The organism is Collinsella aerofaciens (assembly GCF_039752775.1).
GTDB lineage: Bacteria > Actinomycetota > Coriobacteriia > Coriobacteriales > Coriobacteriaceae > Collinsella > Collinsella aerofaciens_R.
The window spans coordinates 1-15,570 of the sequence record NZ_JBDMGT010000044.1 but is presented as its reverse complement, the minus strand read 5'-3'; the positions used below and the strand labels follow the sequence as shown (position 1 = coordinate 15,570).

Genomic DNA, 15,570 nt, shown 5'->3' with positions numbered 1-15,570 from the left:
GTGGAGACGAGGGGGATCGAACCCCTGACCTCTTGACTGCCAGTCAAGCGCTCTCCCAGCTGAGCTACGCCCCCGTGACGGTGAGATACTATAAGTGAAGTTGGCGCGACGTGCAAGGACTTTTTTGGGTCAGATTCTAAATGCCTATTGATATAGGTAAGCGATGGCGGTGCCGGTGTGGACTTGGATCGTGGCTGTTGACCTGACGACGTTGCTGATGCCCGTGTCGGCCAACAGGTCCAGAGAGCTGTGATCTAGCTCCCACTCTAGACCGTGTTCGCTTACCTCGGTGTTGGGGGCTATGGCGATGATGGAGAACGTCTTGCCTTCGGCGCTTTCGATGGTCCACGATTCGCCTGCGTGCAAGATGCGGGCCGTGGTCTCGTCTTCGGCAATCCAGATAGGGGCATCCTCGTAGCCTGCGAGCAGCCCCAGTACGGAAAGCGCCATGTCCGGACGGCCGCCCGTAGCGCAAGTCGCAACTACTTCGGCACCCGGCCAGCGACGACGGACGGAATCGAGCGCCAGCGCCAGATCGGTATAGTCCTTGTACGGGTCGTGGCGCTCAACTTCAAAGTCGGTGGCGGCATCGACTAGCGCGCGACCCGCATCGCTCACCGTGTCGGCATCCCCCACATAAACGTCGCAGCCCAGGCCGGCGCCCAGCAGCGCGTCGAGTCCGCGGTCCACGGCGACAACGTGGTCGCACTCCCCCGCCAGCCTACGCAACAGATCTGCGCTCGCCACCACGGGTGAGCCGCAGACCACTAATACCTTGCAAGCCACGGCCCTCGCCTATCCCTCAAATGCAAGCACGCGGGGCAGATCCAGCTCTTCGTAACTGTCGATAAAGATATCGCAATTGGCGCGCACGTCATCGCGCTTCATGCGGCCGTGCGGGTCATAAATACCCACACGCTTAAAGCCTGCGGTGCCAGAGCTCTTAAGGCCAAAGACTGCGTCCTCAAACACCCAAGCGCGCTCAAACTTTTGCCCATGGCGCTCATCTAGGCGGCGCAGCGCCAGCTCGTATACGTCGGGGAACTGTTTGGAGCGCCCCGCCTCGCCCGTCGTGGTAACAAACTCCATATAAGCGTCGAGCCCGGCGCCCGCAAGCGCAGACTTAACCAGCTCGGCCGGCGTGGACGTGGCAACGCACATTGCAATGCCCGCCGCCTTCACCTGCTCCAAAAATGCAAGCAGGCCGTCGCGCGGCGGCACCTTGGAGTATCCATCGATCAGGATGTCGCTCAGCTCGCGATACAGCTCCTCGCCATTCGCGCCAATGCCCCACGTGTCGTGGTAGGCCTGGCACTCGTCTTCCAGTGACAGGTGCTCGAATTGGGCAAAGTCATCCACGGTCACGTCAATCCCGTGGCGGTGCAATAACTCTGGCTGAGCATAAGCCCAAACGGGGGTGCTATTAACCAGCGTGCCGTCGCAATCGAAAATAAAAGCAACCTTGGGAGCGGCGGTATGGGACATAAACGTACCTTTCGATGTCAAATGGTAAACAACCTGCTAAAAACGTTTTACCAAACGTCAGCCTAACATTTTTGAAACCCTAATTGGTAAAACTGTCAAGAGTTTTACCATGGCAATTCTGCCAGTGGTATAAACATGTCGCTTACCGATTAAACGCCCCCACAAATCCGCTTTCGTCCATAAAACTAACGCACAGGTGTTATCGTAGTTTCTGCCGAAAGTTCCACCGAGCACGCGAGGTGGAACGAATCACAGAAACTTCGCCGTCCCTTCGATTCGTGCAGCCTTGGACCTTTCGCATCTAGTCACCAAGGCAACACGCTGCCGCGTCATGATGGGATCAAACGTGAGCGATACAAAGCTAAAGCCAACGGCTAAAAAGCCCGCAATCCGTAAAGCCGCCCCGCACGCACCGGAGCTCTCTAAGGACGATGTCTATCTGTTTGGCATTGGTATGTGGGAGCGCAGCTGGGAAAAGATGGGCGCGCATCCCGACACGCAGAACCGTACGCGCGGCTGGCGCTTTTGCGTTTGGGCGCCCGACGTAAAGAGCGTCCATGTCATTGGCGAATTTAACGACTGGGATGAGGAAGCCAACCCGCTGGTGCCCGTGCATACGAGCGCTATTTGGGAAGGCTTTATTCCTGGCGCCGAGCAGGGCCAGCTCTATAAATATCTCATCGAGACCAACGAGGGCGAGAAGCTCTACAAGGCCGATCCGTATGCTTTTAAGGCCGAGTGCCCTCCGGGTACCGCGAGCGTGCTGTGGACCCTCGATGACTACAAGTGGAATGACGCCGCGTGGCTCAAGCGCCGCGCCGGCCACAACCACATGTCGCAGCCACTCAACATCTACGAGGTACATATTGGCTCGTGGAAGCGGCACGGCGATGCGCCGCAGGGCGAGCCGGACGAGTACGGTAACTACCCCGGTCCCATGGATCCCTTCCCCGCGCAGCGCGGCGAGTTCTACACCTACGACGACCTGTCGGTGGAGCTCGTGGACTACGTGCGCGACATGGGCTATACGCATATCGAGGTCATGCCGCTTATGGAGCATCCCTTCGATGGCTCCTGGGGCTATCAGACGACCGGTTACTATGCCGCCACGTCGCGCTACGGCAACCCGCAGCAGCTCATGCACTTTATCGATGCGTGCCACAAGGCTGGCATCGGCGTGATCATGGACTGGGTGCCCGGCGGGTTTTGCGCCGACTCCCACGGCCTTGCCACCTTTAACGGGCACATGCTGTTTGAGCACGAGATTCATCCCAACTGGGGCACGCACAAGTTCGACTTCGCCCGCGGCGAGGTCCGCTCCTTCCTGGTCTCCAACGTGCTGTACTGGCTCGAGAACTTCCACGTTGACGGCATTCGCATGGACGGCGTGTCCAGCATGCTGTACCTCAACTTTGGCATCGATGATCCCGGCCAAAAGAAGTTCAACAAGTACGGTACCGAGGAGGACCTGGACGCCAGCGCGTTTATCCGTCAGGTCAACTGCGCCGTGGAGGCCCACTTCCCCGACGTGATGATGATGGCCGAGGAGTCCACCGCGTGGCCGCTCGTGACCTATCCGCCGCAGGACGGCGGTCTGGGCTTCCACTACAAGTGGGACATGGGCTGGATGAACGACACCCTGCACTACATGCAGACCGATTTTCCGTGGCGCCCTGGCAACCACGGGCTGCTCACGTTCTCCATCATGTACGCCTTTACCGAGAACTTCATTTGCCCGCTCAGCCATGACGAGGTCGTGCACGGCAAGTGCTCGCTGATCGGCCGCATGCCGGGCGACTGGTGGCGCCAGTTTGCCGGCCTGCGCACGCTGGCCTTCTACCAGATGACGCACCCCGGTGCCAAGCTCAACTTTATGGGCAACGAGATCGGCCAGTTTATTGAGTGGCGCTACTACGAGTCCATCCAGTGGTTCCTGACCGAGGAGTACGAGACTCACAAGCATCATCAGGCGTTTATCAAGGCGCTCAACCACCTGTACACCGCCGAGCCCGCCCTGTACGAGCGCGGCTACACCGACGACGGCTTTACCTGGATCGACGCGGACAACTCAAAGCAGTCCATCGTGAGCTTTGTGCGCCAGGGCGAGGACATTGACGACGACTTGGTGATCCTGATCAACTTTGACCCGGCGAGCTACGAGAGCTTCCGTGTGGGCGTGCCGCGCGAGGGTGACTGGGAGGTCATCTTTGACTCCGACCGTCCCGAGTTTGGGGGCAGCGGCTATGCCGGCGAGGAGCCCTACACCTGCTCGAGCGAGCCCTATCCCTGGAACGGGCAGATGGACTCCATCGAGATCAAGGTGCCCGGCCTGGCTGGCGTGGTGCTTAAGCGCCGCGGTCCCAGCAGCTACAAGCCGCCCGTGGTCGAGGCTCCCAAGGCTGCGCCCAAGAAGCGCACGTCCTCGGTGAAGCCCAAGCCTGCGGCTGCCAAGAAGGCTCCGGCCAAGGCGAAGGCCACGAAGCCCGCTGCCAAGGCCAAGACCGCCGCAAAGCCCGCTGCTAAGGCTACCGCGGCCAAGAAGCCGGCTGCCAAAAAGGCCACTCCCAAGGCAAAGTCTGCTTCTGTTAAGTCGTCTGCCAAGGATGCGTAACAAAACCGTTACAGCTGTAATTACCCGCCCCGACGGGGCGTAGGATACAAGACATAACCGTTCCGGGAGAAACATCCCCGGGGGAAAGGAACGTATGAATAAGATCTTCGACAACAAGCAGGAGTTTACCGAGCTCTATCGCGATGCCGTCATGAGCATCAGTGGCAAGAGCGTCGAGGCCGCCAGCGACCTGGACCGCTTTAACGCCCTGGCCAAGCTCGTGGCCGAGAAGGCACGCACCGTTGCTACCAAGAGCGACGCCCGCGCCACCGCCGAGGGCAAAAAGCGCGTGTACTACTTCTCGATCGAGTTTTTGATCGGCCGCCTGCTCGACAACTACCTGCTCAATTTTGGCGTGCGCGACATGGTCGCCGAGGCGCTCGACGACATGGGCTTCGACCTGTCCGTCATCGAGAACCAGGAGCCCGATCCGGCTCTGGGCAACGGTGGCCTGGGCCGTCTGGCCGCATGCTTCCTGGATTCCATGGCAGCCGAGGGCATTGCCGGCTACGGCAACGGCATGCGCTACCGCTACGGCCTGTTTAAGCAGGAAATCGTTAACGGCAGCCAGGTCGAGGCTACCGACGAGTGGCTCACCCACGGCTATCCTTGGGAGGTCCGCCGTCAGGATAAGGCCGTGACCATCAAGTTTGGTGGCCATGTTGAGGGCTTTGAGGAGAACGGCCGCACGTTCTACCGCACGGTGGACACGCAGGACATCCTTGCCGTTCCCTATGACATCCCCGTTGTGGGCTATGCCGGCGAGACCGTCAACAAGCTGCGCGTCTGGGCCGCTGAGCCGGTCGAGGAGCACTTCGATCTGGAGGCCTTCAACCGCGGCGATTACGCCCTGGCCGATGCCGAGCGCGCCGAGGCCGAGGCCATCAGCGCCATCCTCTACCCCAACGACGCCGGTGAGCACGGCCGTCTGCTGCGCCTGAAGCAGGAGTACCTGTTTGTCTCGGCCGGCATCTACAGCCTGCTCGACACCTTTGAGAAGGAGCATGGCGAGAACTGGGAGCTGCTGCCGCAGTTTGTGGCCATCCACACCAACGACACGCACCCCGCCATGTGCGGCCCCGAGCTCATGCGTATCCTGATCGACGAGAAGAAGCTCGAGTGGGACGACGCCTGGAGCATCGTGACGCAGGTCGTGAGCTACACCAACCACACCATCCTGCCCGAGGCTCTGGAGAAGTGGCCCATCGGCACGTTCTCCAAGCTCCTCCCCCGCGTGTACCAGATCATCGACGAGATCAGCCGTCGTTGGCACGAGTCGTTCGACACCACGCAGGAGGGCTGGCAGGAGCGTCTGCGCCAGACCGCCATTCTGTGGGACGGCGAGATCCGCATGGCCAACCTGTCTGTGATCTGCAGTCATAGCGTCAACGGCGTGGCAAAGATTCACTCCGACATCATCAAGAACATCGTGCTCAAGGACTTCTATGCCCTGACGCCCGAGAAGTTCAACAACAAGACCAACGGCATCTCGCACCGTCGCTTCTTTGCCGAGGCCAACCCCACCTACGCCAAGCTCGTGACCGAGGCCATTGGCGACGGCTGGCTCAAGGACGCCTTTGAACTGGAAAAACTCAAGGAGTTCCAGAACGACACCGAGTTCCTGAAGGCCGTGGGCGCCTCCAAGCGCGCCAACAAGGAGCGCCTGGCCGCCTACGTTAAGGCCGAGACCGGTCTGGTCATCGACCCCAACACCGTCTTCGATGTTCAGGTTAAGCGATTCCATGCCTACAAGCGCCAGCTCATGAACATCATGAAGGTGATGGACATCTACAACCGTCGCATCGCGGATCCCAACTTCCACGTGACGCCGACGACCTTCATCTTTAGCGGCAAGGCTGCCTCGAGCTACACCTTCGCTAAGGAGACCATCCGCCTCATTAACTCCGTGGCCGACGTCATCAACAACGACCCGCGCGTCAACGAGGTCATGAAGGTCTGCTTTATCCCCAACTTCCGCGTGAGCAACGCCCAGCTCATCTACCCCGCCGCCGAGATTTCGGAACAGATCTCCACGGCCGGCAAGGAGGCCTCGGGCACGTCGAACATGAAGCTCATGATGAACGGCGCCATTACGCTGGGCACCCTCGACGGCGCCAACATCGAGATCGCCGACCTGGCCGGCCGCGAGAACGAGGCCATCTTTGGCCTGACCGCTCCCGAGGTCGAGCAGCTCTGGGCATCCAACAGCTACTTTGCGTGGGATACCCTCAACAACGATCGCGAGCGTCTGGGCCGCGTGATGGACGAACTCAAGGACAACACCTTTGCGGGCCTTTCGGGCAACTTCGAGAGCATCTACAACGAGCTCATGAACAACAACGACCCCGACCTGGTCATGGCCGATTTCCGCAGCTACGTGGATGCATGGGAGGCGCTCACGAACAGCTACGGCGACCAGGCGACTTGGAACCGCAAGGCTCTGCTCAACACCGCCTCCTCCGGCTGGTTCTCGAGCGACCGCACCATTCGCGAGTACCGCGACGAGATCTGGCACGCGTAAAGGCGCGCAAGCTCCCTTATGCCAGCACGGCATTACTCGACGGGCGCGACCGAGCGCCGCGCCCGTCGCTAATGGGTTTAAGAACATCGATGACAGAAGGAGAAATCGATGAGTAAGAAAGAATGCATCGCGATGCTCCTCGCAGGAGGACAGGGCAGCCGATTGGGGGCACTCACCCAAAAGATCGCTAAGCCGGCGGTTAGCTTTGGTGGCAAGTTCCGCATTATCGACTTTTCGCTGTCCAACTGCTCCAACTCGGGCATCGACACGGTGGGCGTTCTGACGCAGTACCGTCCCTACCTGCTGCATGCCTACGTGGGCTCCGGCGAGGCCTGGGATCTGGACAGCCGTGACGGCGGCGTGTCGATCCTGCCGCCGTACGAGACGCAGACCGGCGGCGCCTGGTATGCAGGCACGGCCGACGCCATTACGCAGAACCTCGACTACATCAAGGCCAACGACCCCAAGTACGTCCTGATTCTTTCGGGCGATCACCTGTATCGCATGGACTACCGCAAGATGCTCAAGACGCATATTGAGAACAACGCCGACCTCACGGTGAGCGTTATGCCCGTGCCGTGGGAGGAGGCCAGCCGCTTTGGCATCCTGACCACCGACCCCGAGGACGGCCGCATCACCAAGTTTACCGAGAAGCCCGATAAGCCCGATTCGAACCTCGCGTCCATGGGCATCTACATCTTCTCGGCCGACGTGCTGATCGAGGCGCTCGAGGCGGACGCTCTGGACCAGCGCTCGAGCCACGACTTTGGCAAGGACATCATCCCCAAGCTGCTCGGCGAGGGCAAGCGCCTGTACAGCTACGAGTTCCACGGCTTTTGGAAGGACGTCGGCACCATCGCCAGCTTCCACGAGACCTCGATGGACCTGCTGGGCAACAACCCCGAGTTCGATCTGTTTGACAAGAACTTCCCCATCATGTCCAACATCACCACGCGTCCGCCGCACTACATTGGCCCGGACGGCCGCCTGGACGACTGCCTGGTCTCCAACGGCTGCAAGATCTACGGCACCGCTCGCCACTCGATCCTTTCGACCGATGTCATCATCGAGGAGCGCGCCGTGGTCGAGGACTCCGTGCTGCTGCCGGGTGCGCACGTTAAGAGCGGCGCGCACATCTGCCGCGCTATTTTGGGCGAGAACTCCACGGTCGAAGAGGGCGTGAAGCTCGGCTCTGTCGATACCACCAAGGATACGGCCGTCGTTGGAAATGACGTCGTTATCGGGAAGGGGGAATGATCCGATGATCAATCGCAAGGCCATCGGTTATATCACCGCTAACTACTCTTCGACCTACGGCAGCGTGCTGCTCAAGGACCGCCCCATCGCGTCCGTTCCGTTTTTGGGCCGCTACCGCCTGATCGACTTTCCGCTGTCCAACATGATGAATGCCGGCATTAAGACCGTCGGCGTCGTCATGCCGGGCAACTACCGCTCGCTGATCGACCACGTGGGCTCGGGCAAGGACTGGGGCCTGGACCGCAAGAAGGGCGGCCTGTTCATGGTGCCCGGCAACGCGTATGGCACCACCAAGGGCGGCATGCGCTTCCTGCTGCGCGACATCATCTCCAACAAGACGCTGTTCCAGCGCTCTGACAAGCCCTATGTTGTGATGATGGGCACCAACATCATCTTTAATATGGACCTCAACACCATCATCGACGCGCACGAGAACTCCGGTGCCCAGATGACCGTGGTGTACTGCAAGGCCACGCGCAACGTCGATGACGAGACCAAGCTCGAGATTAACGAGAACGGCCGCCTGACGGGTGTGAGCGCCGGCGTCGTGTACGGCGACAACGCCTCTATGGACTGCTGCATCGTCAACCGCGATACGCTGCTCGAGATCATCGACCACTACCAGGCCGCCGACTATCTGGACCTGCTCGAGGCACTCCAGGGCGACTTTGGCAACATCGACGTGTGCAGCTACGAGTACAAGGGCGAGGTCGTGGGAGTGTTTAGCGAGAAGTCGCTGTATCGCCGCAGCATGGACCTGCTCGACCAGACCGTGGCCGATCAGCTCTTTGACCCCGAGCGCCCGATCCTGACCAAGGCTCACGACGTGCCGCCTTCGCGCTATGCGACCGGCAGCCACGCGTGCAACTCGATCATCTCGGCCGGCTGCATCATCAAGGGCACCGTGCGCAACTCGATCCTGTCGCGCGGCGTCGTGGTCGAGGAGGGCGCCTCGGTGACCAACTCGATCATCAACCAGAGCTGCATCATCAAGAGCGGCGCCCGCGTTGAGAACGCCATTCTGGACAAAAACAACGTGGTTCCCACCAACACCGAGCTTCGCGGCACGCCCGAGAACATCCTGGTGCTGGGCAAGGCTCCGTTAACTTCCGACACCACCATCGTACGTTAACGTTGGCACCGCAACATCGCTCGTAACATGTAGAATAGCCGCCCGGTTAGCGCCAGGCGGCTATTCTCGAATTGCAACATGGGAGACAATATGGCAGATTCCAGCAAAAAGATGCAGATCGTGTTTGCCTCGGCCGAGTGCGCACCGTTTGTAAAGACCGGTGGCCTGGGTGACGTGGCGGGCTCGCTGCCTGCAGCACTCGTGCGCGCCGGCGCCGAGGTTATCGTAACGGTGCCCAAGTACGCCACCATCAAGGACGAGTACAAGGCGCAGATGGAGCACTTTGCAGACTTTTACGTGAGCCTGGGCTGGCGCAATGAGTACTGCGGGCTCGAGAAGCTTGAGCACGACGGCGTCACCTATATGTTCGTTGACAACGAGCGCTACTTTGCGCGCGACTATCCGTACGGCTTCTTTGACGACGGCGAGCGCTTTGCGTTCTTCTCCAAGGCCATCACCGAGAGCCTGCAGCACCTGCCGGCCGGCTTTGAGTGTGACATCCTGCACTGCAACGACTGGCAGACGGCACTAGCGCCCGTGTTCTTGCGCGAGTTCTACCAGGGACTGCCGCTGTACGACCGCGTCAAGACCGTGTTCTCGATCCACAACGTGGCGTTCCAGGGCCAGTTTAGCGACACCGTGATGGAGGACATCCTGGGTGTGGCGCATATTCCCGCGGCCGCCACGCAGTTGCGCTGCGACGCCTGCAGCATCAACTACATGCTGGGCGCGCTGCACTATGCCGATGCCATCACCACGGTGAGCCCCACCTACGCGGGCGAGATCCAGACGCCCGAGTTTGGCGAGGGCCTGGACGGCGTACTGCGCGAGCGCTCCTACGCACTGCAGGGCATCCTCAACGGCATTGACGTGGCAGCCTTTGACCCGGCAACCGACAAGCGCATTTCCGCCAACTACACGGTTGACGACCGTTCCGGCAAGGCCGTGTGCAAGGCCAAGCTGCAGGAAGAGCTGGGGCTCGAGGTTCGCGACGACCGCCCGCTTATGGTGATGGTCACGCGCCTGACGCGCCAGAAGGGCATGGACCTGGTCATGTACGCGCTCGACCGCATCCTGGCCGGCGGCGTTCAGGTGGCCGTGCTGGGCACCGGCGACCGCGACTACGAAGACGGCTTGCGCTACTTCCAGGACAAGTACCCCGGCACCATGGCTGCGCGCATCGAGTTCGATCCGGCGCTGTCGCAGCGTATGTATGCCGCCGCCGACATGTTCCTGATGCCTTCGAAGTTTGAGCCCTGCGGCCTGTCTCAGATCATCGCCATGCGCTACGGCACCCTGCCCATCGTGCGCGAGACCGGTGGCCTGAAGGACACCGTGCAGCCGTACAACGAGTTTACCGGCGAGGGCACGGGCTTCTCGTTTAGCAACTTTAACGGCGACGAGATGGGCGACGCCGTGTTCCGCGCGGCACGCCTGTTCTGGGATAACCGCGATGCCTGGAGCCAGCTGGTCACACAGGCCATGAGCCAGGACTTTAGCTGGACGCGCTCGGCCGATAAGTATCTGGACCTGTACTTCTTTATGCATCCGGAGATTGAGAGGCCGGCGGCGGTTGTCGACGAGCCTGTGGTTGTGGCTGAGAAGGCTGCGGCCGTTGTGGAGCCTAAGGCCGAGCCGGTTGTTGAGGCGCCCGCTGCTGCTGAGGAGCCCAAGGCTGAGGAGAAGCCGGTTGAAGCAGCTCCCGAGGCTAAGGATAAGCCGGCTGCGAAGCCTGCCGCCAAGAAGCCTACGACGCGCAAGACGACGGCCAAGAAAGCTACGGCCACGAAGGCCGCTGCCACCAAGACCGCCGCAGCAAAGACGACTGCCGCCAAGGCAACGACGACGCGCAAGCGCACGACCGCCGCTGCCAAGAAGGGCGCCGAGGCCGAGGCTGCTCCCGAGGTAAAGGCCGAGACCGCCGAGGCCAAGCCGGCCGCAAAGGCTCCGGCCAAAGCTGCAGCCAAGAAAACAGCCGCGACCAAGAGCACGACCGCCAAGAAGACTACAGCTACGAAGGCGACGGCTACCAAGGCCACTGCAACGAAAGCTACCCCCAAGGCGGCCGCTAAGCCGGCCGCCAAGGCCGAGGAGACGCCTGCCGAGTCCAAGCCGGAGGCAACCGTCGAGGCCAAGCCCGCCGCCAAGACCACCACGCGCAAGCGCACGACGACAGCTAAGAAGACCACGGCAAAGGCCGCAACTCCCAAGGCGGAGACTAAGCCCGCTGCTGCCAAAGAGGAGCCCAAGGCCAAGGTAAAGGCCCAGCCGGTGCCGAAGGCCGCCGGGGTCAAGGCCGCCCCGAAGGCAGAGGCTAAGCCCGCGCCCGCCAAGGAGACCCCGGTCTCCCCCGCCGCTCCGGCAACGGAAAAGGCCCCGTCCAAGAAGACGTCCGTCCGTAAGGCCACGGCCGCCCGCAAGCGCCGCTAGTCCGGACGATCCAAAACCAAATCCTCAATAAACTAGGGGTGTCATTCAGCGTGACACCCCTTGTTCTATAGATGGGTAAAACGATTTTCTAGGACAACCGTTCGCCGATGGTAAACGGATGTTGTTTATACACCCTGTGTACAACAGATATACTTATATCTTGTGCGTAAAGCCCATGGCCCGTAGGCCGTGATTCTATTGAACTGGACCGTACTATGAGATTGATACACAACAGCCGCCTACCGCAGTTTCGCACTCCGTTTGGCGCTGTGACCACAGGAACTACCGTTGCACTCTCGGTTATTTTGGAGGATGCCGATCCCAACCAGGCAACACTCACCCTGCGTACCTGGGTCGAGGAAGTCGGCGAGACCCTGATTCCGATGGAGCACGAAGGCGATGGCATTTTTACCGGCGAGCTCAAATGCACTGAACCGTGTCTTGTGTGGTACAGCTTTATATGCAATATCGAGGGCCAGCCCGAGGTTCGCCTGGGCGCGCCCCAGGGCCGCACCGGCGGCGAGGGCGTAACCTACGACTACGCCGAGGTGCCGTCCTTCCAGATTACCGTCTACAAGCACCGCGAGAACCGCCCCACCTGGTACGAGCGCGGCATGGTCTACCAGATCTTCCCCGACCGCTACGCCCGTGACGAGCATTGGCGCGAGCGCACAATGGCCCAACTCGAAAAACCGCGCAAGGGCATTCAGCGCCGGATGGTCGAGGACTGGAACGAGCCGCCCGTGTACGAGCGCGCCGAGGACGGCTCCATCAAGACCTGGGACTTCTACGGCGGCTCGCTCAAGGGCATCCAGGAAGACCTGCCCCGCATCGCCGAGCTGGGCTTTACGGCCATCTACCTCAACCCCATCTTTGAAGCCGCGAGCAACCACCGCTACGACACGGCCGACTACACCAAGATCGACCCGATCCTGGGCACCGAGCAGGACTTTACCGAGCTTTGCCAGGCAGCCGAGAAGCTGGGCATCTCCATCATCCTGGACGGCGTCTTCAACCACACGGGCGACGACTCGATATATTTCAACCGCTATGGCAACTACCCCGGCGTGGGTGCCTGGCAGAGCGAGGATTCGCCGTGGCGCGATGCGTTTACTTTCCACGAGGACGGCTCGTACGACTGCTGGTGGGGCGTGGGCAACATGCCGGCCATCAACGAGAAGTCCGAGCTGGTACGCGAGAGGCTCCTGGGCAAGGACGGCGTGATCCGCAAATGGCTGCGCGCCGGTGCCCATGGTTGGCGCCTGGACGTCGCTGACGAGCTTTCCGACGACTTCCTGGCCGAGATCAAGAAGGCCGTACTTGCCGAAAAGCCCGACGCACTGTTGCTCGGCGAAGTCTGGGAAGACGCCTCCAACAAGATAAGCTACGGTCATCTGCGCCGCTACCTGCAGGGTTCCGAGCTGGACTCTGCTATGGATTACCCCTTCCGTGACATGGTCATCGGCTTTTTGATGGGCTACAAGAACGCCTACGAGGCCGCCGAGGATATCGAGACCCTGCGCGAAAACTACCCGAGCGAGGCATTGTCCTGCGCGCTCAATCTGCTTTCGAGCCACGACCGTCCGCGCATCATCTCGGTGCTCGGCGGCGGCCCCGACGACTCGCAGCTGCCCGAGTGCGAGCGCAGCAAATGGCGCCTGGACGAGAACTCGATGGGCCTGGCCAAGAGCCGTTTTTGGCTTGCAACGCTCATGCAGATGACCTTCCCCGGCGTGCCTTCGATCTACTACGGCGACGAGTACGGCCTGGAGGGCCTTACCGACCCGGGCAATCGCCGCACGCTGCCGACCAAGGACCAACTGCACGACTTCGACACGCTGGCTATTGTCAAGAACGCCTCCGCCGTACGCCGCGCACTGCCATTTATGATCGACGGCGAGATCAAGGCCTTCGCGCTCAACGACGAGGTGCTGGCATACAACCGCACGGGCAAGGATGGCGAGTGCGCGACGGTTATCATCAACCGCAGCCTGCGCAATTCGCACCGCGTGACGATTCCGGCGCTCGGCGAATGTGCAAGTGACGTGATCAGCGGCCACGAGTGCGAGATCCACAACGGTACGGTCACGCTCGATCTGTATCCGCTGGGCTCGTCGATCATCTATCACCATGCCGAGCAGCGCCTGCAGGAGCCGCTCGATCACGGCGCGGGCGTCGTGTGCCATATCACCTCGGTGCCCACCGACGACGGCAAGCCCGGCACGATTGGTGCGCCCACGCGTCGCTTTATCGACCATCTGGCCGCTATGGGCATGCGCTACTGGCAGGTTCTGCCTGTCAACCCGACGGACTTCTTCCGCTCCCCTTACGCTGGGCCTTCGGCCTTTGCAGGCAATATTGACCTGCTGCCCGAAAGCCAAGAGGAACTTGCGGACGACTTTGAGGCTTGGAAGGCCCGTGGCGGCGAAGATGCAGACCCGCTCTACACGGCGTTTAAGCATCGCAACGCCGATTGGCTCGAGAAGTACTGCGTCTACATGGCCGTTAAGAAGTACTTTGAGGGCGAGTCGCGCCACGATTGGCCGGCAGATGTCGCGCGCTACAACGAGCATCTGATCGATGACAAGCGCTTCCACGACGAAGCCGAACTGCAGGCGTACATGCAGTACCGCTTTGACCTGGCCTGGTGCGAGCTCATGAACTATGCGCACAAGAAGGGCATCGAGGTTATCGGCGACATTCCTATGTATGTTTCGGACGATTCGGCCGATGCGTGGAGCGAGCCCGAGAACTTCTGGCTGTCCGATACCGGCAAGGCGATTGAGGTTTCCGGCGCGCCGCCCGATAATTTTGCGCCCGAGGGTCAGGTGTGGGGCAACCCCACCTTCCGCTGGGATCACATGAAGGAGAACGGCTACCGCTGGTGGATGGACCGTCTGCGTCGCGCGTTCTCGCTCTACGACCGCGTGCGCCTGGACCACTTCCTGGGATTCCACAGCTACTTTAGCATTCCCGCAGGCAAGGCCTGTGCCGACGGCCGCTGGCTGGCAGGTCCGGGCAAGGATCTGTTCCAGACTGCCTATGACGAGCTGGGGCCGCTCAACTTTATCGCCGAGGACCTGGGCTACCTGACGCCCGGCGTTCGCGCCATGGCTTCGACCTGCGGCTTCCCCGGTATGGACGTGCTGGAGTTTAGCGATTACGACGTCCGCTGCGGCGTGCATCCCACGCCGGGCAAGATTCTGTACACCTCGACGCACGACACGTCGACGCTCGCCGGTTGGTGCACGCGCTCCTTTGCGGGCGGCGACGAGCCGAGCGGTGTTGAGGTGGCGGCCAAGCTTATGGGCGACGCGTTGGCAAGCGACGCTCCCCTGGTGATGATGCCACTGCAGGACATCCTGGGGCTAGGCGACGATGCACGCATGAACGTGCCGGGTGTCGCCACGGGCAACTGGACCTGGCAGGCCGATGAGGCCGACGTTGCGGCCGCCGAAGGCAAAACTGCACAGCTCCTGCGCAACACCCATAGATTCTGGGGCGAAGCGTGATAAAACCCCCGATATAGGGTACAGTTACAAACGTTTGAATTTATGCGGGCAGAGCGATCTGCCCGCTTTGTGCTGAAAAGGAAGTATTATGGCGCGCTACGATTACAAGTGCTCGAGCTGCGGCAACGTGTTTGAGGTTGAGCATCCCATGTCCGAGACCCCCGAGGTCGTGTGCCCGAGCTGCGGCGCTCCGGCATCCAAGACGTTCTCGACCAGCGGCATCAAGTTTGAGGGCAGCGGCTTCTACAACACCGACCAGCGAAGCGGTGGTTCCAGCACCAACGCCACCAGCGGCTGCTGCGCCAACTGCCCGCACAACCACTAGAGACAAGCGGTCTCGCTACTCAGATTTCCCTATGAGTTGCGGTGAAATAGTTCCTGAATCAGCCCATCAAACGGCCAAACAGGAACCATTTCACCGCAACTTTTCTTTAGATCGGATTTCGGGCTGATGCTAAGTTTGTAACATTTCAAAACTCTGCCGGATTACGGGGCTGAATTGACAGCCTCTATCCATTCCGGTAATTTGCAAATTTCAACAAGCCATCTACCTGCACTGATAATTGTCCTTGGGGGAAGCGGGCACTGCGGGGGCGCGTCAACAGCGCGCGATTTCCGCGTC

General features: G+C 60.9%; 9 protein-coding genes and 1 tRNA gene. 7 read left to right on the top strand and 3 right to left on the bottom strand.

From position 1 onward, the window contains the following. Position 1: 1 nt before the first annotated feature. From ABHR63_RS09450 to ABHR63_RS09440, 3 genes are all read right to left on the bottom strand, one after another. Positions 2-74 (bottom strand) — tRNA-Ala (locus ABHR63_RS09450). Between the two features lie 70 nt (positions 75-144). Then, positions 145-786 (bottom strand): thiamine diphosphokinase, encoded by a 642-nt coding sequence (locus tag ABHR63_RS09445; RefSeq protein ID WP_346965071.1) that lies wholly within the window; start codon positions 784-786, stop codon positions 145-147. A 9-nt stretch (positions 787-795) separates the two neighbouring features. After that, entirely contained in the window at positions 796-1,485 is a 690-nt protein-coding gene (locus ABHR63_RS09440; RefSeq protein ID WP_346965070.1) for an HAD family hydrolase, read from the bottom strand. Between the two features lie 331 nt (positions 1,486-1,816). On the opposite strand from ABHR63_RS09440, the gene glgB reads away from it, so the two are divergent. The 7 genes from glgB to ABHR63_RS09405 all read left to right on the top strand — a co-directional run bounded on the left by glgB (position 1,817) and on the right by ABHR63_RS09405 (position 15,273). Further along, a complete protein-coding gene (glgB, locus tag ABHR63_RS09435) occupies positions 1,817-4,096 on the top strand; it encodes a 1,4-alpha-glucan branching protein GlgB (protein ID WP_346965069.1) in 2,280 nt (759 codons plus the stop codon). 94 nt (positions 4,097-4,190) lie between these two features. Next, positions 4,191-6,617, top strand: a complete 2,427-nt coding sequence (locus ABHR63_RS09430; RefSeq protein ID WP_346965068.1) for a glycogen/starch/alpha-glucan phosphorylase — start codon at positions 4,191-4,193, stop codon at positions 6,615-6,617. A 108-nt stretch (positions 6,618-6,725) separates the two neighbouring features. Beyond that, positions 6,726-7,874: a glucose-1-phosphate adenylyltransferase gene (locus tag ABHR63_RS09425; protein ID WP_346965067.1), complete on the top strand. Its 1,149-nt coding sequence runs from the start codon at positions 6,726-6,728 to the stop codon at positions 7,872-7,874. 4 nt (positions 7,875-7,878) lie between these two features. Continuing rightward, positions 7,879-9,006 (top strand): glucose-1-phosphate adenylyltransferase subunit GlgD, encoded by a 1,128-nt coding sequence (gene glgD, locus ABHR63_RS09420; RefSeq protein WP_117583495.1) that lies wholly within the window; start codon positions 7,879-7,881, stop codon positions 9,004-9,006. A gap of 90 nt (positions 9,007-9,096) precedes the next feature. Beyond that, complete coding sequence (gene glgA, locus ABHR63_RS09415; RefSeq protein ID WP_346965987.1) at positions 9,097-11,436, top strand: glycogen synthase GlgA; 2,340 nt, start codon at positions 9,097-9,099, stop codon at positions 11,434-11,436. A 215-nt stretch (positions 11,437-11,651) separates the two neighbouring features. Beyond that, the gene (locus ABHR63_RS09410) at positions 11,652-14,948 is read left to right on the top strand and encodes a 4-alpha-glucanotransferase (RefSeq protein WP_346965065.1); all 3,297 of its coding nucleotides are present in this window, start codon (positions 11,652-11,654) and stop codon (positions 14,946-14,948) included. Positions 14,949-15,036: 88 nt separating this feature from the next. Continuing rightward, the gene (locus ABHR63_RS09405; RefSeq protein ID WP_346965064.1) at positions 15,037-15,273 is read left to right on the top strand and encodes an FmdB family zinc ribbon protein; all 237 of its coding nucleotides are present in this window, start codon (positions 15,037-15,039) and stop codon (positions 15,271-15,273) included. Positions 15,274-15,570 lie beyond the last annotated feature (297 nt).

Coding starts and splice junctions, on each gene's coding strand:
- ABHR63_RS09440 (WP_346965070.1), bottom strand. CDS start 1,485: ATGTCCCATACCGCCGCTCCCAAGGTTGCTTTTATTTTCGATTGCGAC.
- glgB (WP_346965069.1), top strand. CDS start 1,817: ATGATGGGATCAAACGTGAGCGATACAAAGCTAAAGCCAACGGCTAAA.
- ABHR63_RS09430 (WP_346965068.1), top strand. CDS start 4,191: ATGAATAAGATCTTCGACAACAAGCAGGAGTTTACCGAGCTCTATCGC.
- ABHR63_RS09425 (WP_346965067.1), top strand. CDS start 6,726: ATGAGTAAGAAAGAATGCATCGCGATGCTCCTCGCAGGAGGACAGGGC.
- glgD (WP_117583495.1), top strand. CDS start 7,879: ATGATCAATCGCAAGGCCATCGGTTATATCACCGCTAACTACTCTTCG.
- glgA (WP_346965987.1), top strand. CDS start 9,097: ATGGCAGATTCCAGCAAAAAGATGCAGATCGTGTTTGCCTCGGCCGAG.
- ABHR63_RS09410 (WP_346965065.1), top strand. CDS start 11,652: ATGAGATTGATACACAACAGCCGCCTACCGCAGTTTCGCACTCCGTTT.
- ABHR63_RS09405 (WP_346965064.1), top strand. CDS start 15,037: ATGGCGCGCTACGATTACAAGTGCTCGAGCTGCGGCAACGTGTTTGAG.